This is a genomic window from Pantoea sp. B9002 (assembly GCF_013385945.1).
Taxonomy (GTDB): Bacteria; Pseudomonadota; Gammaproteobacteria; order Enterobacterales; family Enterobacteriaceae; genus Pantoea.
On sequence record NZ_JACAPA010000008.1, the window covers coordinates 167472 to 189713 of the forward strand.

Here is a 22242-nt window from a genome sequence, read left to right on the forward strand (position 1 = left end):
CGTTATGACGAGTGCAGCGACATATCTAACTGCGCATGCTGCTGACGTCTATCGCGCCACAGCCAGATGCCCACCATAAAGCCAATCACCGCCAGCGCCAGCACATACCAGGCAGGCGCCATTGGCGTCAGGCTCATCATCAGCGTCACGCTAATCGGCGTCAGACCACCAAAAATCGCGTAAGCAACATTGTATGAGAACGAGATGCCGGTAAAGCGCACCGCCGCCGGGAACGCGCGCACCATCACAAACGGCACCACGCCAACGACGCCAACGCTCAGGCCCGCTAAGCCGTACCAGACAAACAGCATTTCCGGCGTGCTACCTAACTGATGGAAGAAGTTCCAGCTGCCGATCGCCAGCAGTAATGAACCGACCATCAGCGAACGCGCCGCGCCGAAGCGATCCACCAGCCATCCGGCGATAACGCAGCCCAGCAGCAGCATAATGGTGGCGAAGCTGTTGGCTTGCAGACTGAGCGCTGCGGGAATGCCGTGCTGTTTCTGCATCAGCGTCGGCGCCATTAAAATCACCACCACAATGCAGGCCGACAGCAGCCAGGTGAGCAGCATCGAAATCACAATGCCGCGTTTGTGGCTGGCGAGAATGGTTTGCAGCGGCATTTTTTCTGCCAGCGCTTTACGCTGCTGCATCTGCTGGAACACCGGCGTTTCATGCAGCCAGCGACGCAGGTACATCGCCAGCAGGCCAAACACACCGCCGAGGAAGAAAGGAATGCGCCAACCGTGATCGCGAATCGCAGCCGGTGACAGCGTGGTATTCAGCACCGTTGCCACCAGCGAACCGAGCAGAATGCCGGCGGTTAAGCCCGCCGTCAGCGTGCCGCAGGCAAAACCGATGCGTTTCTCGGGTACATGTTCGGCGACAAACACCCACGCGCCTGGCACTTCACCGCCGATGGCCGCGCCTTGCAGCACACGCATCAGCAGCATCAACAGCGGCGCAGCGATGCCGATGCTGGCATAAGTGGGTAATGCGCCCATCGCCAACGTCGGCAGCGCCATCAGCAGAATACTGAGGCTGAACATCTTCTTACGCCCCACTTTGTCACCAAAGTGCGCCATGATAATGCCGCCTAACGGACGCGCCAGATAACCGGCAGCAAAGATGGCGAAGGTCTGCACCTGACGCAGCCATTCGGGAATGTCAGGCGGGAAGAACAGTTCGCCAATCACGGCGGCAAAGAAGACGAAGATAATGAAGTCGTAGAATTCCAGCGCCCCACCAAGGGCGGCCAGCGACAGGGTTTTGTAATCCTGTCCGTTGAGTCGACGCGTTGCGTGCGTATCCATAATCCAGCGGTATCCAGAGGCAAAACAACTTATGTAAAGATTGTATTACTATACCGTCAATATTTTGCCACACCAGTGCCGCTGGATTTTATGCCTGAAAATGCCGATTTTTAGTCATTTGTCTCACGACGGGCGCTTTTGGGACGAAAAGCTGCTACCACAGCGGCATGGGTTTCGACATATGGTCCTTCCAGCAACTGTAAACAATAAGGTACAGCGGCAAAAATCCCCGGCACTTTGACCGATCCATCATCGGCTTTCAAACCTTCCAGCGTCTCTTTAATCGATTTGGGCTGGCCCGGCAGATTGAGGATCAGCGACTGCTTGCGAATCACGCCAACCTGGCGAGACAAAATGGCGGTCGGCACAAACTGCAGGCTGATTTGGCGCATCTGCTCACCGAAGCCCGGCATTTCACGGTCCGCAACCGCTAGCGTGGCATCCGGAGTGACATCACGCCGCGCCGGTCCGGTGCCGCCGGTGGTGAGGACCAAATTGCAGAACAGCTCATCGACCAGCTCGCAAATCGCCTGCTCAATCATTGGCTGCTCATCCGGCACCAGACGCGTTTCGATTTCAAATGGCGTAGCCAGCGCGGCGGCGAGCCAGCTCTCTAACGCCGGAATGCCCTGATCCTGATAGATGCCGTTAGCAGCACGATCGGAAACGGAGATTAATCCAATTCGTAAAGTATCCATAGAGTTATCGCTGTGGTTGGCTGCATGGCAGCAAATGACGTGGGAAGTAAAAGGATAATACAGGAAGCGGGGGAAAAACGTAAAACCGTGGCAGCAGCTCGCCGCCACGGCAAATCACCTTACAGCAGTTCGGCGATCATCTTCTCAAGTTTGCCCTGATCGATGGCAAAGTTGCGGATACCTTCAGCCAGTTTGGTAACGGCCATTGGATCCTGGTTGTGCTGCCAGAAGAACTCAGCTTCGGTCATCTTCGCTGGACGCGCTTTCACTTCGCCGGTGTAGCTCAGTTTGCGCTCAACGGTACCTTCGCTCTCCGCCAGCTCTTTCAGCAGGCCGGGAGAGATGGTCAGACGGTCGCAGCCAGCCAGCTCAATGATTTCACCAACGTTACGGAAGCTCGCGCCCATTACCACGGTTTCATAACCGTGCTGCTTGTAGTAGCTGTAGATTTCAGCCACAGACACCACGCCTGGATCTTCGTGGGCGGCGTACTCTTTCTTATCGGTGTTCTGCTTGTACCAGTCGAGGATACGGCCAACGAATGGAGAGATCAGGAACACGCCCGCTTCGGCACAAGCACGCGCCTGCGCGAAGGAGAACAGCAGCGTCAGGTTACAGTTGATGCCTTCTTTTTCCAGTTGCTCAGCAGCACGGATGCCCTGCCAGGTTGACGCCAGTTTGATCAGGATACGGTCATTGCTGATGCCCGCATCGTTGTACAGTTTGATCAGGCTACGCGCTTTAGCGATGCTCGCTTCAGTGTCGTAAGAGAGGCGCGCATCCACTTCAGTCGAGATGCGACCTGGGATCAGTTTGAGAATTTCCAGACCAATGTTGACGGCCAGCTTGTCAGAAACCAGCGCCAGCTGATCTTCTTTGTTGCTGCTCTGCTGACGTGCCCAGGTAATGGCTTCGTCAATCAGTTTGCGGTATTCAGGGATTTGAGCGGCGTTGAGAATCAAAGAAGGGTTCGTGGTAGCGTCCTGCGGCTGGTAAAGTTTCATCGCCGCGATATCACCGGTGTCGGCGACCACAGTAGTCAGCTGACGCAAGGAAGTAAGTTTGTCCGTCATGGTTCTCTTTCTCTTAGGTTGACTGTCAGGGTGTAAAAGGCTGTTGCGATAATATCACGCACAAGTGACGGCGCAACACCACGAAGTGCCCTTTACGATAGCGCTAACAAATGGGAGCGATTTGCCGATCCATGCCGCTTTTTTGCTACACTCCTTGCGACATTTTTCCCTTCAATTCCCTGATAAACCTGCGGGTCAAAGAGGACGTACACGATGCTGATGGTTATCTCGCCAGCGAAGACACTGGACTACGAAAGCCCGCTGGCGACACAACGTTTTACCCAACCGGCGCTGTTAGAAAAATCACACCAATTAATTGACGTTGCGCGCGATCTTTCACCGTCGCAAATCAGCTCACTAATGGGCATCAGCGACAAACTGGCACACCTGAATGCCGATCGTTTTAATCAATGGCAGCCGCCCTTCTCGCTGGAGAATGCGCGTCAGGCGATTCTGGCGTTCAAAGGTGATGTGTATACCGGTTTGCAGGCCGAAACCTTTAGCGACGACGATTTTGACTTTGCCCAGCAGCACCTGCGCATGTTGTCGGGTCTTTACGGCCTGCTGCGTCCGCTCGATTTGATGCAGCCTTATCGTCTGGAGATGGGCATTAAGCTGGCGAATCCGGCCGGTAAAGATCTCTACGGCTTCTGGGGCGATTTGCTGACTGAGAAGTTAAACGAGGCGATTGCTGAGCAAGGCGACGATGTGCTGATCAACCTGGCATCTGATGAGTATTTCAAAGCCATCAAGCCGAAGAAACTCAACGCCGAGCTGATCAAGCCGGTGTTCCTGGATGAGAAGAATGGCAAGTTTAAAGTCATCAGCTTCTACGCCAAGAAAGCGCGCGGTTTGATGAGTCGCTATGTGATTCAGAACCGCCTGACCAAGCCCGCGCAGCTGAAGAAGTTTGATGTGGATGGGTATTTTCTGGATGGTGCAGAAAGCAGCGAGAACGAACTGGTGTTTAAGCGCCGCGAGCAGAAATAGTTCAGCAAGCGCTGTCCCCAAACTCGGTCCGTGCTTGCTGTCCCGCTCCTCGGTCCGTGCTTGCTGTCCCCCTCCTCGGTCCTCCCCCATAAATGGGGGAGGAAGATGCTGCAATATGATAGTTGGGGAGCTGCATGTGGCAGCATTTCCTTCCCCCGCTTGCGGGGGAAGGCCGGGATGGGGGACAACGAGCACATACTCCAGCCAGCACTTACTTAAGTAAAAACGCCCGCAGCTCTGCGAAATCGCCTTTCAGGTTATGCGACAGCAGCGGCAAATCGGCGCGCTCGGCCAGCTCTTTTGGCAGCGGCAGATCCTGACCCAAAATCTCATCCACGCTCTCTTTGAACTTCGCCGGATGCGCAGTCCCGAGGAACAGGCCATATTCGCCCTCCTGCAGGTTGTCGCGCAGCAAACGGTAAGCAATCGCCGCATGCGGTTCAGAGATATAGCCAATCTCCGCCAGCTCGCGCATGGTGGATTTGGTGGTTTCATCCGTTACCGCGCCGTACGCCAGATCGGTCAAACGCCAGGTTTTGCGGCGGAACAGTTCTTCCACGCGCGGCCAGTTGTTTGGCTGGCTGACATCCATGGCGTTCGACAGCGTTGCTACCGTGGCGTTTGGCTGCCAAGCACCGTTACCGAGGAAGCGTGGCACGGTGTCGTTGGCATTAGTCGCAGCGATAAAGCGCTTAATCGGCAGACCCAGCGATTTCGCCAGCAGGCCGGCGGTTAAATCACCGAAGTTACCGCTGGGTACCGAAACCACCAGCTGATTGCGCTTCTCTTGCGGCAGCTGCGCCACCGCTTCGAAGTAGTAGCAAATCTGCGCCAGCAAGCGGCTGATATTGATCGAGTTCGCCGAGTTCAGGCCAATCGCCTTTTTCAGCTCTTCATCATCAAATGCCTGTTTCACCAGCGCTTGGCATGCATCGAAATCGCCTTCAACCGCGATGGTTTCAATGTTGCCGCCCAGCGTACAGAACAGTTTCTCCTGCAGCGGGCTGATTTTGCCCTGCGGATAGAGGATCACCACGCGCACGTTTTCCATGCCGTAGAAGGCATGCGCCACGGCGGCGCCGGTATCGCCGGAAGTGGCGGTCAGAATGGTAATCTGCTCATCTGCACCGCTCACATACGACAGCATCTGCGCCATAAAGCGGCCGCCGAAGTCTTTGAACGCCAGCGTTGGACCGTGGAACAGCTCGAGGCAAGCCACATCATCGCTGACCTTCGCCACCGGCGCCGGGAAAGCAAAGGCGTTTTTCACGCGCTCGGCTAACTGATGCGCGGCAATTTCATCGCCAATATAGGCGGAGAGAATTTTGCTGCTGCGGCTGACGAAATCCATCTCCAGCATGGCATCGATATCGGTCAGTTCGAATTCCGGCAGTTCGAGCGGGAAAAACAGCCCTTGCTGCGAGCCGAGGCCCTGTTTAACGGCCTGAGCAAAACTAACCTGCTCGTTGTGATCCTTAAGGTTGTAGAGTTTCATGCGTTATCCCAATTTACGTGCGCCGGCCGTATCAAGACGGCAGATGTGGACGAAACCTTCTTCATTTTGCAGATAGTGCTGGCTCAGCCAGTCTGCCATCCGCTGTGCCGTTGCCATCTCGTTGCAAACGGCGAAAAGTGTCGGGCCGGAACCCGAAATGCCGCACGCCAGCGCGCCAATATCCTGCGCCGCTTTACGCGCATCGGCGAAGCCTGGCAGCAGTTTGGTGCGATACGGCTCGGCGATAACATCCTGCATAAGTTTAGCCGCAAGCCCAGGCTGACGCGTATGACAGGCGTGAATAAAGCCCGCCAGCAGGCGACCATGCTTGATGGCATCCTCTTTGCGGTACTGTGCCGGCAGAATAGCGCGCGCTTCGGCGGTAGAGACTTTAATCCCCGGATACGCCATCACCCACAGCCATTCGTCAAAGCACGGCACGTCCTGACTGATGATGCCGTTCTCTTCAATCATCAGCTGCACGCCGCCAAGGAAGCACGGCGCCACGTTATCAAAGTGTACGCTGCCGGAAATACGCCCTTCCAGCTCGCCCATCAGCGCCAGCAGTTCGGTATCGTTAAGCGGTTTGCCGCAGAATTCGTTCATCGCCATCAAACCGGCAACCACCGAACAGGCGCTTGAGCCGAGTCCGGAACCAATCGGCATATTCTTTTCCAGCGTCATCGCCACCGGAACTTGCTTACCAATCGCCTGACAAAAACGCTCCCAGCACTGATAAACGATGTTCTCCTGCGGATTGGTCGGCAGTTTGCTGACAAAACGTCCGGAGTTCACCAGGCTAAAGCTGTCGGCGGCTTCAACGGAAACGCAGTCACCCAGCAAGGTGCCATCCACCGGCGAAACCGCCGCGCCAAGCACATCAAAGCCGACGCTGACGTTACCTATCGAGGCCGGTGCATAAATTTTTACCATCATCAAACTCCCAACTTCCACGACAGCGTACGCAGCAGGTCAGCAAACACGCCCGCTGCAGTCACATCATTCCCCGCGCCATATCCACGCAGAACCAGCGGGATCGGCTGATAATAGCGGCTGTAAAATGCCAGCGCATTCTCACCGTTCTTCACTTTGTACAGCGGATCGTTGCCGTCCACCGCGTCAATCTTCACTTTGCAGACGCCGCCCTCTTCAATCGCGCCGACGAAGCGTAATACTTTACCTTCGTCACGCGCTTTGGCAACGCGCGCGGCAAAGGCGTTATCCAGTTCCGGCAGACGTTGCATAAACTGCTCAACGTTGGCGATCTCCGTCAGGCTGGCGGGCAGCAGCGGTTCGATATCGATATCGCTAAGTTCCAGCTGATGCCCCGCTTCACGCGCCAGAATCAGCAGCTTACGCGCCACATCGGTGCCAGAAAGATCGTCACGTGGATCCGGCTCGGTAAAGCCCATCTCACGCGCCATTTTCGTCGCTTCCGACAGCGAAACACCTTCATCAAGCTTGCCGAAGATAAAGGAAAGCGAGCCAGAGAGAATACCGGAGAACTTGATCAGTTCATCACCGGCGTTCATCAGGTTTTGCAGGTTTTCGATCACCGGCAAACCGGCGCCGACGTTGGTGTCGTACAGGAACTTACGGCGTGATTTCGCTGCCGCTGCACGCATCTGCTGGTAATAATTCCACGACGACGTGTTGGCCTTTTTGTTCGGCGTGACGACGTGGAAACCTTCGGCGAGGAAATCGGCATACTGATCGGCAACCGCCTGGCTGGAGGTACAATCGACGATCACCGGATTCAGCAGATGATACTCCTTCACCAAACGCATCAGGCGACCGAGATTGAACGGCTCTTTGGCTTCGTTCAGTTCCGCCTTCCAGTTGCTGAGATCGATACCGTGCACGTTGGTCAACAGCGCACGCGAGTTAGCGATGCCGCACACGCGCAGATCGATATGCTTCTGTTTCAGCCATGTCTGCTGGCGATGCAGCTGATCCAGCAGCGCCGCGCCCACACCGCCAACGCCGACCACGAACACTTCAATCACCTGATCGGTGGCGAACAGCATCTGATGCACCACACGCACGCCGGTGGTGACTTCGTCGTTGCTCACCACCACCGAGATGGAACGCTCAGACGAGCCCTGCGCAATCGCCACGATATTGATATTGGCACGCGCCAGCGCCGAGAAGAATTTGGCTGAGATGCCGCGCAGCGTGCGCATACCATCGCCAACCACCGAGATCACCGCCAGCTGTTCCAGCACGTCCAGCGGATCGAGCAGGCCATCCTTCAGCTCCAGATAGAACTCCTCTTCCAGCACGCGACGTGCACGCGCCTGCTCGCTTTGCGGTACGCAGAAGCTGATGCTGTATTCCGAAGAGGATTGGGTGATCAGCACCACTGAAATGCCGGTGCGTGACATCGCGGCGAACACGCGTGCCGCCATGCCGACCATGCCTTTCATGCCCGGACCAGACACGTTGAACATCGCCATATTGTTCAGGTTAGTAATGCCTTTAACCGGATTTTCATCCAGCTCGCCTTCGCCACCAATTAAGGTGCCCGGCGCTTGCGGGTTAGCGGTGTTTTTGATCAGGCACGGAATCTGGAACTGGGCGATGGGCGCGATGGTACGCGGATGCAAGACTTTGGCGCCGAAGTAAGAGAGCTCCATCGCTTCCTGATACGACATCGATTTCAGTAAGCGCGCATCAGGCACCTGACGCGGGTCGCAGGTATACACACCGTCAACGTCAGTCCAGATTTCACAACAATCAGCGCGCAAACACGCAGCCAACACGGCGGCAGAGTAATCAGAACCGTTACGGCCCAGCACCACCAGTTCGCCCTTCTCGTTACCGGCGGTGAAACCGGCCATCAGGATAAAGTGATCGGCCGGGATCTGGCTGGCGGCGATGCGACGCGTGGATTCGGCGATATCAACGGTGGATTCGAGGTAATGACCAATCGCCAGCAGCTTCTCCACTGGATCGATAACGGTGACTTTGTGGCCGCGCGCCTGCAGCAGCGCTTCCATAATAGCAATCGACAGCTTCTCGCCACGGCAGATGATGGCAGCATTGACGGCGTCCGGGCATTGGCCCAGCAGGCTGATGCCGTGCAGCACTTGTTTCAGCTGCGCAAATTCCAGCTCAACGCGGGTTTTTAGTCCGTCATAATCAAAGCCCGACTGCGCATCACGCAAGCCTTGCAGCAGGTCGGCAAAAATACGTTCGGCATCGCTGATATTCGGCAACGTGTCCAGACCGCTGATGGTTTTCTCAATCATCGCCACCAGATGATTGGTAATTTTCGCTGGTGCAGAGAGTACGGTCGCAACCTGTCCCTGTTGTGCATTGCTTTCCAGAATATCCGCCACACGGAGAAAACGTTCCGCATTGGCTACTGAGGTTCCGCCGAATTTCAGCACTCGCATATTTGAAGCTCTCCTGAATTTTTGCCGAAAAAAAAGCCCGCACTGTTTAGGTGCGGGCTTTTTTCTTTGTTTTTCCTGTATGCGTCAGCCCGCACCGTTACCTGTGGTAATGGTGGTGGTAATAATAATTGTGGTGTTCAGGCTGAGTTTACGCATTTAGATTTTTTTCTGTCTGTCTTTGTCTTGTCCGTCTGCCTTCCAGAAGTAAAGCAAAGCGCACGTTAAGTCAACGAATTTGTCTTAGCCGCGCCGTCCCTGGCGCTGCGCAGTGCTGCGCTTGCTGAAGCAAAAATTATCGCGATCGTTCAAGAGATGCGGCGGATTCCCGCATCAGTCACTAGCAACTCAGGATTTATCCGAGCAATTATCTATAAGTTTTTTTTCTACGTCATGTAACAAGCGATGCAGCATGGCGCTGTCACGCTGTTCCAGCAGGCCGATGCGCTGATCGATCCAGTCCGCCATTTTGACGTCATCACTCACATCCAGCTTGACCAGCAACTGATGAAAGCGCTGGCGCAATGCCTGCAACTGCTGCTCATTCGCCACTTCTGCGGTTTCAGCCGCAATCTGATTGAGCGCCGACAGCTGATAGCAATACACCATCACCGCCTGACCGAGATTCAGCGACGGATAATCGTTGGCCATCGGAATGCCGGTTAACAGATCAACCTGCTCCAGCTCTTCATTAGTTAATCCGCTGTCTTCACGGCCAAACACCAGCGCGATGCGGCTCAGCCATTGGCGCTTCTCCTGCAGGATATTTTCTACCTGAGTGGGCGTAGCGTAATAGCGGAATTTCGCGCGGCTACGTGCGGTGGTCGCCACGGAAAAATCGACATCCTTGAGCGCCTCGCTCAGCGAGGCGTAAGTTTTGATGTTATCGAGGATCTCACCGGCGCCGTGCGCCACTCGACGTGCTGCGGGATCTTGCCAGGCATCGCTGGCGACAATGCGCAGCTCGCTAAATCCCATGGTTTTCATGGCGCGAGCAGCCGCACCGATATTTTCCGGACGGGCGGGAGAGACAAGGATTAAGGGGAAATGCATGATTTTTCCATCGAACTGTTAACAACTCGCATTATGTTGGCATGCAGGAGAGAAAATACCAACTGCGGCTAGCAGAGAAAATAAGATGTTAACGATGTTAAAAGAGGGATAAATCCAGCTGTAGTGGAAATTAGCAGGCATAAGCAAAATTATCTGACCTATTTAATATAAAATCCTTTTCTTTCATATCATTGAAATATAATTTCCTGCGTGTTTTAGTTTTGGTTGTATAAGGGCGAAATGTAGCAAAAATGCTGCATTTTGTGAGCTAAACTAGCAATCCTGGAGAAGTTTTTCATAAAAGTGTTAACGTGCTACACTTGCATTTGATATAAGTCAACGAAGCGTTGTTTTTATGCTTATCGGTTGTTGTTGGTGCTGTTAGGTTGCTGTTAATACGGTTAGGATGAGCGCCTGTCCGATATCCTCGGGGCGTGCAAATATCCATCCTGACTGGCTGAGCTAACACTGAAGTTGACGTAGATGGATGGTGTATTCCGAAGATTATTTCGTATACCGGTTGCAGCACATTAGCGTAACCGACGTACGCCCTGTTTTCGATTTGTTGGCAAATTTTAGGTAGCGAAACATGCAGACCCCGCACATTCTTATCGTTGAAGACGAACTGGTCACGCGTAACACCCTCAAAAGTATCTTTGAGGCAGAAGGTTACGTGGTCTATGAAGCCACCGACGGCGCCGAGATGCATCAGGTTTTGACGGAAAATGACGTCAATCTGGTGATTATGGATATCAACCTGCCAGGTAAAAACGGTTTGCTGCTGGCGCGCGAACTGCGTGAACAAGCAAACGTCGCGCTGATGTTCCTCACCGGCCGTGATAATGAAGTGGATAAAATCCTCGGTCTGGAAATCGGTGCCGATGATTACATCACCAAACCGTTCAACCCGCGTGAGTTGACGATTCGTGCACGCAACTTGCTGTCGCGCACCATGAATCTGGCGATGCCAAGCGAAGAACGCCGCACCGTTGAAAGCTATCGCTTCAACGGTTGGGAGCTGGATATCAACAGCCGCTCACTGATCAGCCCGAACGGCGACCAGTACAAGCTGCCGCGCAGTGAGTTCCGCGCCATGCTGCACTTCTGTGAAAACCCAGGCAAAATCCAGACGCGTGGTGACTTGCTGAAGAAGATGACCGGCCGCGAGCTGAAGCCGCATGACCGTACCGTGGATGTCACCATCCGCCGTATTCGTAAGCATTTCGAATCCACGCCAGACACGCCAGAAATCATCGCCACCATTCACGGCGAAGGTTACCGCTTCTGCGGCGAACTGCAGGATTAAGCGTTGAAAGAAAAAACGCCCGTCAGGGCGTTTTTTTATGCCTGCATTAATGCCACGGCATAATCGGTACGGCGCTCAGCGCATTCTTCGGCGATCCATCGACTACCTTATCGGAATAGCTTAGATACACCAGCGCATGACGTTTCTGGTCAAAGAAGCGCACCACCTGTAGCTTCTTGAACACCAGCGATGTGCGTTTCCTGAACACCACTTCACCTTGCGCCTTGCCTTGTGCGATTTTATCGCTAAGCTCTACCGGCCCAACCTGTTGGCAGGAAATCGCGGAGTCGGACGTATCTTCCGCCAAACCCAATCCGCCTTTGATACCGCCGGTTTTTGCCCGGCTGATATAACAGGTTACATTTTTTACGTCGGGGTCATCGAAGGCTTCCACCACGATCTTATGATCGGGGCCAAACATCTTGAATACCGTGTCTACCGAGCCGATCTCTTCGGCCTGAACGCCAGCACTGAATACATATGTTGCCAACGTGATTATAAGAATACGAGCTATTGTCATTGAGTTACCATTGCCAATCGAATAGATGAGAATGTAATGTACTGTCAATCGAACACAGAACCAAACCTAAACGGGTTTTAACCCGCATTGACTTAGCACACTCGATTAGCAAACCGCCCCCACGCTTTTGTGCATTTCGTGCTATTATTCGACGACTTCATAGTTGCGCCACCAGAGAGTTATGAGGATGTTTTATGGACCAAGCCGGTATCATTCGCGATTTGCTTGTCTGGCTGGAGAGCCATCTGGATCAACCGCTTTCATTAGATAACGTTGCGCAGAAAGCAGGCTATTCCAAGTGGCATCTGCAGCGGATGTTCAAGGAAGTAACCAGCCACGCGATTGGTGCGTATATTCGCGCGCGTCGGCTGTCGAAAGCCGCGGTGGCGCTACGCCTGACCAGCCGCCCCATCCTCGACATCGCTTTACAATATCGCTTCGATTCGCAGCAAACCTTTACCCGTGCGTTTAAAAAGCAGTTCAATCAAACGCCTGCCTGGTATCGTCGCTCATCGGAGTGGAACTCGTTTGGCATTCGCCCGCCAATTCGTCTCGACGATAACAGCATGCCGGAAGCGCAGTTTGTCACGCTGCCGGAAACGGTGCTGGTCGGCCAAACGCAGAGTTACTCCTGCACGCTGGAGCAGATTTCCAGCTACCGCGATGAGATGCGCCTGCATTTCTGGAAGCAGTTCCTGCTGGAAACCGACACGGTGCCGCCGGTGCTGTATGGCCTGCATCAGGTGCGCGCCAGCCATGAAAAAGATGATGAGCAGGAGATTCTCTACACCACTGCGGTGCCTGCCGATCAGCTGTCAAAAAGCATGCAGTCGAATCAGAGCGTGATTGTGGAAGCCGGTGATTACGTGCAGTTCACCTACAACGGTGCGCGCAGCGCGCTGGGTGAATTTATCCTGCTGCTCTACGGCACCTGCATGCCAACGCTGGGATTAGTGCGTCGTCAGGGACAGGACATCGAGCGTTTCTTTACGCACGGTGGCAAGAAGCGTAGCGAACCGCCAACGGAAATCCGTTGCGAATACCTGATTCCGATTCGCCAACAGCATCATTAATCTTATGTAGGGTCGCCATTTATGGCGACCTTAGCGAAAAACTGCAAGGTTTCGTAGGGTCGCCATGCATGGCGACCTTAGCCAAAAACTGCACGGTTTCGTAGGGTCGCCATTCATGGCGACCTTTTTATTAACCGCACCCGATCAGCGCTGCAACTCATCCAACGCAGGCGCATCCAGATGCGACACATCGCCCGCCGTCTCAACCACCCAACCGGCCGCCAGCCACGCGCTCTGCTGATGATCCACGCGCGAGATCGAGCAATTCCGCAGACGCAAACGACGTTCCGCATGCGCAGGCAAACCGAGAATGGTGCTGACCAGCACGCCCAGCGCCATCCCGTGGCTGACAATCAGCGGACGGCTACCAGCAGGCAGCTCCAGCAGCGCATTCAGCGCTTCGTGCATCCGCGCCGCCATCTCCGCCATCGATTCGCCACCCGGAATACGGCCGGCGGTGGTGCCATCCACCAGCGTTTTCCGCCAGTTTTCCTCTTCTTCGGTTAAGCCATCGAGCGGACGTTGTTCCAGGCAGCCCATGTTGAGCTCGCGCAGACGCGCATCGAGCGTAACGTTGCAGCCACACGCATCGGCGATAATCTCCGCCGTACGACGCGTACGTCCCAAATCGCTGGCAATCACGTGGGTAATGCCCAGCGATTTCACCCGCTCGCCCACTTGCTGAGCCTGCAGCTCACCTTTTTCCGTTAACGGGCTGTCAGACTGCCCCTGAATGCGCCGAGCCGCATTCCATACCGTTTCACCGTGACGAACAAGATAGACCTGTAGCATGCTTAATTTCCGTTATACTGCGACAAATTTGCCTCGAGGGTTCAAACAATTATGTACCATGTTGTCGCAGCCACCATCAACCCGGCAAAAATTCGCGCGATTGCTCAGGCGTTCAACGACGTTTTCGGCGAAGGATCCTGCCACATCGAAGGGGTTGAGGTCGAGAGCGGCGTCGCAGCCCAGCCACTTAGTGATGTTGAAACGCGAACTGGCGCACGTCAGCGGGTTGAGAACGCGCGTCAAACGCGTCCACAAGCCGATTATTGGGTGGCGATTGAAGCGGGCATTGAAGGCGATTGCGCTTTTGCGTGGATGGTAATTGAAAACGCGCAGCAGCGCGGAGAATCACGTTCGGCCAGCTTTACGCTGCCGCCGATTGTCGTGTCAGGCTTAGCTGCCGGGCATGAATTGGGTGATGAGATGGCACGCTTAACCGGCGTGGAGAATATCAAACACAAAGGTGGCGCGATTGGTGCCCTCACCCACGGCCTGCTGAGCCGCTCCAGCGTCTACCATCAGGCGTTGATTCTGGCGCTGTGTCCGTTTACGCATCCGCTCTACAGCCAGCGTTAATCGCGGCCGAGACGCGCTTCCAGCCAGCGTTTTAGCTCTGGCGGCGCCTCTTTCAGACTATTAGAACCGCGCGTAATGGTGGCGATGCCCACGCCCAACTCATTCTTCAGTTCACGCTGGCTCATATCGCCATTCATCAGCTCTTCAATAATGCGCAAACGCGTCCCGTAGGATTCACGTTCATCCGGCGTCATCATCAATTGTAATAACGGCAGCGCCACGCCATCGGCAAAGGCGTTTTGCATCAGTTCGATAAAACGCAGCCAGTTATCTTCAACAGGCTGAGCCGATTCCGGCTGGGAAGAAAGGGGTTGGCTCATGAAGGGCTTCCGTACTCATTAACGAGTACGGAAGCATAGCACAGTCAATACTGGCGATTCCACTCACTGTCGGCGAGAATCTTGTCCGGCTTGCCCATGAAGTAGCGGTAATAGGCATCGTAGGCCAGCACGTTTTTCACGTAGCCACGCGTTTCGGAGAACGGGATGGTTTCGATAAACGCCACCGCATCCAGATTACCGCCGCTGGTTTTCTGCCAGCTGCGCACGCGTCCCGGACCGGCATTATAGGCGGCCGAAGAGAAGATACGGTTCTGACCAAATTGCTGATAGACATACTCCAGATACTGCGTACCGATCTGAATATTGGTCTGCGGATCCAGCAGCTGGCTGCTGTTCACATAGCCGGGAATGTTATACATCTTCACGGTATGCGTCGCCGTGGCGGGCATTACCTGCATCAATCCACTGGCGCCCACCGGTGAACGCGCTTTCGGGTTCCACGCGCTCTCCTGACGCGAAATTGCCATCGCGTAACTTTGCGGAATGCCTTTATCGCTGGTGTATTGCTGGTAGAGGTTTTGCCACGCCAGCGGGAAGCGCTCTTTCAGGCTATCCCACATTTTCGCGGTGATGGTGGCCTGCACGCTGAGATCCCACCAATCCTGCTCGTTGGCGTAACGCGCCAGCATCTGCTGCTGCGAACGGGTTTTGCTGGAGATCAGATTGGCCCATTCACTGCGCGCCAGGTTATCCAGCCCCCAATACATCAGCTCGCGCACGCGCGCCATTTCCGCCCCTTGCGTCACGCTGCTGTCGGCGGCCGGTGCCTTATCGACCTGCAACGGATACTCGACACCCAAACGCTGCGCCGCGACCATCGGATAGAAACCGCGCGCCTGCATCAGCTTACGCAGAATATCGTTGGCTTCCTCTTTGCGGCCCTGCGAAATCAGCAAATCCGCCTGCCAGTATTGCCACTCATCTTTCTCTTTGGCTTCCACCGGCAAACGCGCGATCCAGGTATTGAGACCACGACGATCGTTCTGGCTCAGCGCCAAACGTACGCGGCGCTCCACCAGCGCGGTTGATTCGCTGTTCATCACCACCGCATCACGCCAGCGCGCCTGCTCGCTGGTGAGATCCGCGCCCATCATGCGCCACACCACGGTCTCTTTCAGATCCTGCTCATCGGCCTGGCTCATCTTCTGCGCCTGCACCAGTTGCGGGATCATCATGCGCGCGTTATCCATATCTTCACGCGCCACGCGGGCGAAAGCGTAGCTGGTCGCCATGCGGGTGAAATCGGTTGGCCCCATGCTGCTGGCAAAGGTAGTAACGGTTTGCGGATTCTGCTGCAGCGCAATCAGCCCGCTGGCGGTGGTTTGATAATCCGCCGGCAGCATTTTCGCCAGATAATTCACCAGGCTGTCGTTACCGGCTTTCATCGCCAGACGAATGCGCTCAAGAATAGTGATCGGCGAGAGTTGCCCGCTGGCTTGCCACACCGAGAACAGCTTGTCGCAGTCATTCGGTAACGCGGTGCCGCGCAGCCAAATCTCTTTCGCACCGGCAAACGCCGCCTGCTGCTGGCCGGTCGCCCACTTGGCGTAATACCAGTTACAGCGCGCCTGCACCGGTTTCGGTTCATCCGGGCTGAAGCTGAGCACGCCCTGCCAGTCCTGACGGTTCGCCAGCACATTCACAAAGCGCGTTGAGAGCGAGCGCGCCGGTGGCAGCGTGGGATATTGTTGAATAAAGTTCTTCACCGCCAGCGGGGTCTCTTGATCGAGATCCTGCGCCAGCAGGCGATATTGCAGATACGGGTAGAGCGGATAATCCTGCAGCGTCGGCATCAGCTGCATCACCTGGTCCATCTGTTTGTTATCCCAGGCTTGCTTGATTTGCGCATAGCGCTGTCGCTGCTGATCCAGCGAATCGGCCCATACGCTGCTGGCCGTGCTGACCAGACAGATCCCTAGCATCCAGTAACGCCACTTCTCCATTACGCTCTCCTCTCAGTGCTGCGATCCAGCTCATGCCAGACTTCCTTCATGCTAACCAGGCCAACCGTCTCTTGCCATGTTCTTCACAAAATTTACGCTCGCGCACCGCCATTGCGCAGCGTTTGCGCCGCCGTTGTGCAATTTATCATCAGAAAAACGTATTACACATCAATTAACTACGCGGTTTCATCGGCTTACAAAAATGGCACGCGCTTTGCTCTGTTGAATTCCATCTTGTATACCAGTTGGAATTCACTCATGGCATCGACCTTTGGCTTTACGCTCCAGGATTGGCAACGCAGTTACCAACAGGATCCACAACAAATTACCGCCTTGCTGGCGGCCCATCTCGACGCCATCGACGCGCTGGATAACGCGTGGCTCTATCTCGCCACGCCCGCGCAGCTGCAGGCACAGATTGAACCGCTACTGGCGAGCTATCAGCGCAACCCGGCGGCGCTGCCGCTGTTTGGCGTGCCGTTTGCGGTAAAAGATAACATTGATGTCGCTGGCTGGCCGACCAGCGCCGCCTGCCCGGCTTTCACCTACACCGCCGCCGCCGATGCCTTTGTCGTCGCGCAGCTCAAAGCAGCGGGCGCGGTGGTAATTGGCAAAACCAACCTCGACCAATACGCCACCGGTTTAGTCGGCACGCGTTCGCCGTTTGGTGCCGTGAGCAACACCTTCAATCCTGATTACGTCAGCGGCGGTTCCAGCTCCGGCTCAGCGTCGGTGCTGGCGCGCGGTCTGGTGGGCTTCTCGCTCGGCACCGACACCGCCGGTTCGGGCCGCGTGCCCGCCGGATTCAACAACATCGTCGGCCTCAAGCCAACCAAAGGCTGGTTCTCTGCCAGCGGCGTGGTGCCCGCTTGCCGCCTCAATGACACCATTTCGGTGTTCGCGTTAACCGTCGAAGATGCTTTTGCGGTGGCCACGGCGGCGGGCGGCTATGACGCGGGCGATGCCTATTCGCGCAGCAATCCGCACACCGCGCCAGCCAGCTTTAAAGCCCAGCCCGATTTCGCCATTCCCGCCACGCCTGAATTCTTCGGCGACAAACAGGCCGAAGCGGCTTGGCTGGCGGCGCTGGAGCAATTAGAAGCCGGCGGCACAACGCTGCATCCGATCGATTTTTCCCTGTTCCATCAACTCGCCGAGCAGCTCTATTACGGTCCGTGGGTCGCCGAGCGCACCGTGGCGGTGGGCGAGATGATCAACCGCCCGGAAGAGATGGATCCGGTGGTGTACGGCATCGTCAGCAGCGGCCTGAAATACACCGCAGTCGAAGCCTATCAGGCGGAATACCTGCGCGCCGAACTGACGCGCCAGATTCAGCAAACGCTGGCGCAGTTCGATGCGCTGGTGGTGCCGACTTCACCAACCATCCACACGCTGGCCGAAATGGAACAAGAGCCGGTGCATTACAACTCGCAGTTCGGCACCTACACCAACTTCACCAACCTCGCCGATCTCAGCGCGCTGGCGCTCCCTGCACCGTTCCGCGCCGATGGTTTGCCTGCCGGCATCACGCTGATTGCGCCTGCCTGGCAGGATCGCGCGCTGGCCGGTTTTGGCCTGCGCTGGCAGCAGCAGATGTCGCTGCCGCTGGGTGCCACCGGCAAAGCGCAGCCTGCTCAGCAAGGCGCATTTGCGATGTCCGCCGATCACGTACGCGTAGCGGTGGTGGGCGCGCATCTCACCGGCATGCCGCTCAACTTCCAGCTCACCACGCGTCAGGCGGTGCTGGTAGAGGAGACGCAAACCGCCAGCCATTACCGTCTGTTCGCCCTGCTCGATGGCCCGATTAAGAAGCCGGGCCTGCTGCGTGGCGAAAGCGGTGCGGCGATCACCGTGGAACTGTGGGATATCCCGCTGGCGCGCTTTGGCGAGTTCGTGGCAGAAATCCCGGCCCCGCTCGGCATTGGCTCGCTGACGCTGGCCGACGGACGCGTCGTCAAAGGCTTTATCTGTGAACCGGCGGTGCTGTCGCAGGCGCTGGAAATTACCGAATTTGGTGGCTGGCGCAACTGGCTGGCCTCTCTGGGGAGTAAATAAGCATGTTCAGCACCGTTCTGATTGCTAACCGTGGCGAGATTGCCTGCCGCGCCATCCGCACCTTAAAACGCCTCGGCGTGAAAAGCGTCGCCGTCTATTCCGATGCCGACCGCAACGCGCGCCACGTCAAAGAAGCTGACGTCGCCATCGCCCTTGGCGGTGACAAAGCCAGCGACAGCTATTTACGCATCGATAAAATCCTCGCCGCTGCACAGGAAACCGGCGCAGAAGCCATCTGGCCGGGCTACGGTTTCCTGTCAGAAAGCCTGCCGTTTGCCGACGCCTGTGAAAAAGCCGGCATCGCCTTTGTCGGCCCCACCGCGCAGCAGATTGGCGAGTTTGGCCTGAAGCACCGCGCGCGTGAGTTAGCCGCCAGCGCGGGCGTGCCGATGACGCCGGGCACGCCGCTGCTGAGTTCACTGGACGAAGCCTTAAGCGCCGCCGACACCATCGGTTATCCGGTGATGCTGAAGAGCACGGCGGGCGGAGGCGGCATTGGCTTAACCCGCTGCGCCGACGCTGAGGCGCTCAGCAATGCGTGGGAAAGCGTGCGTCGTTTGGGCGAGCAATTCTTCAGTGATGCGGGCGTCTTTCTCGAACGCTGTATCGATCGCGCACGCCACGTGGAAGTGCAAATCTTTGGCGACGGCAGCGGCAAAGTGATCGCCCTGGGCGAACGCGACTGCTCATTGCAGCGCCGCAATCAGAAAGTGGTGGAAGAAACCCCGGCCCCGAATCTGCCGCAGGCAACGCGTGAAGCGCTGCTCTCTTCTGCGGTGCGCCTCGGCGAGCTGGTGAATTATCGCAGCGCCGGGACGGTGGAATACATCTATGACGCCGAGCAAGATGCCTTCTACTTCCTCGAAGTGAACACCCGCTTGCAGGTTGAGCATCCGGTCACTGAAAGCGTTACCGGCCTCGACCTGGTCGAGTGCATGCTGAAAGTGGCGGCAGGCGATGCCATTGACTGGCCGCGTCTGCAACAGGCGCCGCAGGGCGCATCGATTGAAGTGCGTATCTACGCCGAAGATCCGTTAAAAAACTTCCAGCCAAGCCCCGGCGTACTCACCGGCGTCTGCTTCCCGGATGATGTGCGCGTTGATGGCTGGATCGATACCGGCACTGAAGTGTCTGCCTATTACGATCCGATGGTCGCCAAACTGATCGTGCATGCCGATACGCGCGCAGCGGCGCTGACGAAGATGCAGCAGGCGCTGGACGCCACGCAGTTGCACGGCATCGCCACCAACCTCGACTATCTGCGCCAGATCGTCGCCACCGAAGCGTTCCGCAGCGGCAACGTCTGGACGCGTTTCCTCGACAGCTTCACACCGTCTGCCAGCGTGATTGAAGTGCTGCAACCCGGCACCTTCAGCAGCATTCAGGATTTCCCCGGCCGCCTCGGCTATTGGGATATCGGCGTGCCACCGTCCGGCCCAATGGACGATTTTGCTTTCCGCCTCGCCAACCGCATTGTCGGCAACCACGACAGCGCGGCGGGTCTGGAATTTACCCTGCAAGGCCCAACGCTGCGCTTCCACAGCGATGCCGTCATTGCCCTGACCGGCGCCGATTGCCCGGCTGAGTTGGATGGCGAAAGCATCGAATACTGGCAGCCTATCAACGTCAAAGCGGGACAAACACTGACGCTTGGCCGCGCGCAGAACGGTTGCCGCACCTATTTAGCGGTGCGCAACGGCTTCGACGTGCCGGAATACCTTGGCAGCCGCTCTACCTTCTCACTCGGCCAGTTTGGCGGCCACGCCGGACGCACCTTGCGTGTGGCCGACATGCTGCCGATTTCTCAACCGCAGCTGGCCGCCTGCACCACGCCCGCGCCGGTCAGCGCACCGCAGGCGCTCGATCATGCGCTGGTGCCACACTACGGCACCGAATGGCGCATTGGCGTGCTGTATGGACCGCATGGCGCACCGGATTTCTTTACTCAGGCCGCGATTGATGAGTTCTTTGCCAGTGACTGGCAGGTGCACTACAACTCCAACCGTCTCGGCGTGCGGTTGGTTGGCCCGAAACCAACATGGACGCGCGCCAACGGCGGCGAAGCTGGCCTGCATCCGTCCAACGTGCACGACTGCGAATACGCCATTGGCGCGGTGAACTTCACCGGCGACTTCCCGGTGATCCTGACGCACGACGGCCCCAGCCTCGGCGGCTTCGTCTGCCCGGTGACCATCGCCAAAGCCGAACTGTGGAAAGTTGGCCAGGTGAAACCGGGCGATAAAATCCGTTTCCATCCGATCAGCGCCGACGAAGCGGTGGCGCTGGAAAAAGCCCAGGCGCACAGCGTGGAAACCCTGCGCAGCACCCACGCGCCCGCGTTTGAAGTGCCCTCACTGGCCACCAGCGATATCGGTTCTGCCACCTTGCTGGCCGCGTTACCGGCTAGCGCGAGTACGCCTGCGGCAGTTTATCGTCAGGCCGGTGACAAATATGTGCTGATTGAGTACGGCGACAACGTGCTGGATCTGGCGCTGCGTCTACGCGTGCATCTGCTGATGAATGCGCTGCGTGAACGCGCAGTGCCGGGCGTGGAAGAGTTGTCGCCTGGCGTGCGTTCCTTGCAGGTGCGCTACGACAGCCTGATCCTCAGCCAGAAACAGCTGATGAATCTGCTGCTGGAAATCGAAGCCGGTCTCGGCGACGTCAGCCAGCTGAAAGTGCCGTCACGCATTGTGTGGATGCCGATGGCGTTTGAAGACAGCGCCACACTCGGCGCGGTGGAACGCTACCAGGAAACGGTGCGAGCAACAGCGCCGTGGCTGCCTAACAACGTCGATTTTATTCAGCGTATTAATGGCTTAGCCAGCCGTGAAGCGGTGCGCGACACGATTTTTGATGCCAGCTATCTGATTCTCGGCCTCGGCGATGTCTATCTCGGCGCGCCTTGTGCAGTGCCCATCGATCCGCGCCATCGCCTGCTGAGCTCCAAATACAGTCCGGCGCGTACCTTCACTGCGGAAGGCACGGTTGGCATTGGCGGCATGTACATGTGCATCTACGGCATGGATTCACCTGGCGGCTATCAGCTGGTGGGCCGCACGCTGCCAATCTGGAACAAATTCCTGAAAAACGATCAGTTCGCGGCCGACGAGCCGTGGCTGCTGCACTTCTTCGATCAGGTGCGCTTCTACCCGGTAACGGAAGATGAGCTGACGCAGCTGCGCGATGACTTCCGCGAAGGCCGTGCCACGGTGCGCATCGAAGAAACGGTCTTCGACTTCGCCGCCCATCATCAATTCCTGGCGGAAAATGCCGCGTCGATCAGCGATTTCCGCCAGCGTCAGTCCGCCGCCTTCGAACAGGAAGTGACGCTGTGGGCGCAGGAAGAGCAGAACGCGCCGCTCACCAGCGAGGAGACGCTGGTAGTGGCCGAAGCCGACGACGATGCGCTGGCGGTGTGCGCCGATATGAACGGCAACATCTGGAAAGTGCTGGTTCAGCCGGGCGATGCGGTGGAAGCCGGTCAAACGCTGATCATCGTCGAAGCGATGAAAATGGAACTGGCGATTGTCGCGCCGCAGGCAGGCACGGTGAAACGCATTGCCTGCCAGGCAGGACGTCCGGTGAGCCCGGGCGATGCCCTGCTGTGGCTGGAATAAGG

At 56.7% G+C, this 22242-nt stretch carries 18 protein-coding genes and 1 other annotated feature; of the genes, 6 read left to right on the plus strand and 12 right to left on the minus strand.

Going from position 1 to position 22242, the window contains the following annotated elements:
* Positions 1-2: 2 nt before the first annotated feature.
* From HX773_RS05500 to tal, 3 genes are all read right to left on the minus strand, one after another.
* Positions 3-1313 (minus strand): MFS transporter, encoded by a 1311-nt coding sequence (locus tag HX773_RS05500; protein WP_176970742.1) that lies wholly within the window; start codon positions 1311-1313, stop codon positions 3-5.
* Between the two features lie 110 nt (positions 1314-1423).
* Positions 1424-2011: a molybdopterin adenylyltransferase gene (mog, locus tag HX773_RS05505; protein ID WP_176970743.1), complete on the minus strand. Its 588-nt coding sequence runs from the start codon at positions 2009-2011 to the stop codon at positions 1424-1426.
* Between the two features lie 119 nt (positions 2012-2130).
* A complete protein-coding gene (gene tal, locus HX773_RS05510; protein WP_137385129.1) occupies positions 2131-3084 on the minus strand; it encodes a transaldolase in 954 nt (317 codons plus the stop codon).
* 213 nt (positions 3085-3297) lie between these two features.
* Between tal and yaaA the strand changes: the two genes are divergently transcribed.
* Complete coding sequence (yaaA, locus tag HX773_RS05515) at positions 3298-4074, plus strand: peroxide stress protein YaaA (protein ID WP_176970744.1); 777 nt, start codon at positions 3298-3300, stop codon at positions 4072-4074.
* A gap of 211 nt (positions 4075-4285) precedes the next feature.
* Here yaaA and thrC read toward each other — a convergent pair whose 3' ends face one another.
* The 5 genes from thrC to HX773_RS05540 all read right to left on the minus strand — a co-directional run bounded on the left by thrC (position 4286) and on the right by HX773_RS05540 (position 10017).
* Positions 4286-5569 (minus strand): threonine synthase, encoded by a 1284-nt coding sequence (thrC, locus tag HX773_RS05520; protein WP_008108676.1) that lies wholly within the window; start codon positions 5567-5569, stop codon positions 4286-4288.
* 3 nt (positions 5570-5572) lie between these two features.
* A complete protein-coding gene (gene thrB / locus HX773_RS05525; protein ID WP_008108677.1) occupies positions 5573-6502 on the minus strand; it encodes a homoserine kinase in 930 nt (309 codons plus the stop codon).
* Positions 6503-6504: 2 nt separating this feature from the next.
* Positions 6505-8967: a bifunctional aspartate kinase/homoserine dehydrogenase I gene (thrA, locus tag HX773_RS05530; RefSeq protein WP_176970745.1), complete on the minus strand. Its 2463-nt coding sequence runs from the start codon at positions 8965-8967 to the stop codon at positions 6505-6507.
* 26 nt (positions 8968-8993) lie between these two features.
* Positions 8994-9116, minus strand: a sequence feature (Thr leader region).
* Positions 9052-9123 (minus strand): thr operon leader peptide, encoded by a 72-nt coding sequence (gene thrL / locus HX773_RS26130; RefSeq protein WP_071531027.1) that lies wholly within the window; start codon positions 9121-9123, stop codon positions 9052-9054. Its footprint overlaps the feature before it by 65 nt.
* A gap of 189 nt (positions 9124-9312) precedes the next feature.
* Positions 9313-10017, minus strand: coding sequence for a tRNA/rRNA methyltransferase (locus HX773_RS05540; protein WP_176970746.1), 705 nt, complete (start codon positions 10015-10017; stop codon positions 9313-9315).
* A gap of 589 nt (positions 10018-10606) precedes the next feature.
* On the opposite strand from HX773_RS05540, the gene arcA reads away from it, so the two are divergent.
* Complete coding sequence (gene arcA, locus HX773_RS05545) at positions 10607-11323, plus strand: two-component system response regulator ArcA (RefSeq protein ID WP_008108686.1); 717 nt, start codon at positions 10607-10609, stop codon at positions 11321-11323.
* A 46-nt stretch (positions 11324-11369) separates the two neighbouring features.
* Here the strand turns inward: arcA and creA are convergent, their stop codons facing one another.
* Positions 11370-11843 carry a protein CreA gene (gene creA, locus HX773_RS05550; RefSeq protein ID WP_008108688.1) on the minus strand — a complete coding sequence of 158 codons (474 nt, stop codon included), beginning with the start codon at positions 11841-11843 and terminating at the stop codon, positions 11370-11372.
* 194 nt (positions 11844-12037) lie between these two features.
* Here creA and robA point away from each other — a divergent pair, with 194 nt between their 5' ends.
* Positions 12038-12916 carry an MDR efflux pump AcrAB transcriptional activator RobA gene (gene robA / locus HX773_RS05555; RefSeq protein ID WP_176970747.1) on the plus strand — a complete coding sequence of 293 codons (879 nt, stop codon included), beginning with the start codon at positions 12038-12040 and terminating at the stop codon, positions 12914-12916.
* 144 nt (positions 12917-13060) lie between these two features.
* On the opposite strand, the gene gpmB is transcribed toward robA, so the two are convergent.
* Positions 13061-13708 carry a 2,3-diphosphoglycerate-dependent phosphoglycerate mutase GpmB gene (gpmB, locus tag HX773_RS05560; RefSeq protein ID WP_176970748.1) on the minus strand — a complete coding sequence of 216 codons (648 nt, stop codon included), beginning with the start codon at positions 13706-13708 and terminating at the stop codon, positions 13061-13063.
* A 51-nt stretch (positions 13709-13759) separates the two neighbouring features.
* Between gpmB and yjjX the strand changes: the two genes are divergently transcribed.
* Positions 13760-14281, plus strand: a complete 522-nt coding sequence (gene yjjX, locus HX773_RS05565; RefSeq protein WP_176970749.1) for an inosine/xanthosine triphosphatase — start codon at positions 13760-13762, stop codon at positions 14279-14281.
* Here yjjX and trpR read toward each other — a convergent pair.
* Positions 14278-14601, minus strand: a complete 324-nt coding sequence (trpR, locus tag HX773_RS05570) for a trp operon repressor (RefSeq protein ID WP_176970750.1) — start codon at positions 14599-14601, stop codon at positions 14278-14280. The two genes, yjjX and trpR, sit on opposite strands and share 4 nt — an antisense overlap.
* Positions 14602-14645: 44 nt before the next feature.
* The gene (gene sltY, locus HX773_RS05575; protein ID WP_176970751.1) at positions 14646-16565 is read right to left on the minus strand and encodes a murein transglycosylase; all 1920 of its coding nucleotides are present in this window, start codon (positions 16563-16565) and stop codon (positions 14646-14648) included.
* 258 nt (positions 16566-16823) lie between these two features.
* On the opposite strand from sltY, the gene atzF reads away from it, so the two are divergent.
* A complete protein-coding gene (gene atzF / locus HX773_RS05580) occupies positions 16824-18620 on the plus strand; it encodes an allophanate hydrolase (RefSeq protein WP_176970752.1) in 1797 nt (598 codons plus the stop codon).
* Positions 18621-18622: 2 nt separating this feature from the next.
* Positions 18623-22240, plus strand: coding sequence for an urea carboxylase (uca, locus tag HX773_RS05585; RefSeq protein ID WP_176970753.1), 3618 nt, complete (start codon positions 18623-18625; stop codon positions 22238-22240).
* Positions 22241-22242 lie beyond the last annotated feature (2 nt).

Bases quoted from the DNA above. Each gene is read 5' to 3' on its own strand.
- uca (WP_176970753.1), top strand. From the start codon at position 18,623: ATGTTCAGCACCGTTCTGATTGCTAACCGTGGCGAGATTGCCTGCCGC.
- trpR (WP_176970750.1), bottom strand. From the start codon at position 14,601: ATGAGCCAACCCCTTTCTTCCCAGCCGGAATCGGCTCAGCCTGTTGAA.
- arcA (WP_008108686.1), top strand. From the start codon at position 10,607: ATGCAGACCCCGCACATTCTTATCGTTGAAGACGAACTGGTCACGCGT.
- robA (WP_176970747.1), top strand. From the start codon at position 12,038: ATGGACCAAGCCGGTATCATTCGCGATTTGCTTGTCTGGCTGGAGAGC.
- thrA (WP_176970745.1), bottom strand. From the start codon at position 8,967: ATGCGAGTGCTGAAATTCGGCGGAACCTCAGTAGCCAATGCGGAACGT.
- yjjX (WP_176970749.1), top strand. From the start codon at position 13,760: ATGTACCATGTTGTCGCAGCCACCATCAACCCGGCAAAAATTCGCGCG.
- atzF (WP_176970752.1), top strand. From the start codon at position 16,824: ATGGCATCGACCTTTGGCTTTACGCTCCAGGATTGGCAACGCAGTTAC.
- gpmB (WP_176970748.1), bottom strand. From the start codon at position 13,708: ATGCTACAGGTCTATCTTGTTCGTCACGGTGAAACGGTATGGAATGCG.
- HX773_RS05540 (WP_176970746.1), bottom strand. From the start codon at position 10,017: ATGCATTTCCCCTTAATCCTTGTCTCTCCCGCCCGTCCGGAAAATATC.
- thrB (WP_008108677.1), bottom strand. From the start codon at position 6,502: ATGGTAAAAATTTATGCACCGGCCTCGATAGGTAACGTCAGCGTCGGC.
- mog (WP_176970743.1), bottom strand. From the start codon at position 2,011: ATGGATACTTTACGAATTGGATTAATCTCCGTTTCCGATCGTGCTGCT.
- tal (WP_137385129.1), bottom strand. From the start codon at position 3,084: ATGACGGACAAACTTACTTCCTTGCGTCAGCTGACTACTGTGGTCGCC.
- HX773_RS05500 (WP_176970742.1), bottom strand. From the start codon at position 1,313: ATGGATACGCACGCAACGCGTCGACTCAACGGACAGGATTACAAAACC.
- yaaA (WP_176970744.1), top strand. From the start codon at position 3,298: ATGCTGATGGTTATCTCGCCAGCGAAGACACTGGACTACGAAAGCCCG.
- sltY (WP_176970751.1), bottom strand. From the start codon at position 16,565: ATGGAGAAGTGGCGTTACTGGATGCTAGGGATCTGTCTGGTCAGCACG.
- creA (WP_008108688.1), bottom strand. From the start codon at position 11,843: ATGACAATAGCTCGTATTCTTATAATCACGTTGGCAACATATGTATTC.
- thrC (WP_008108676.1), bottom strand. From the start codon at position 5,569: ATGAAACTCTACAACCTTAAGGATCACAACGAGCAGGTTAGTTTTGCT.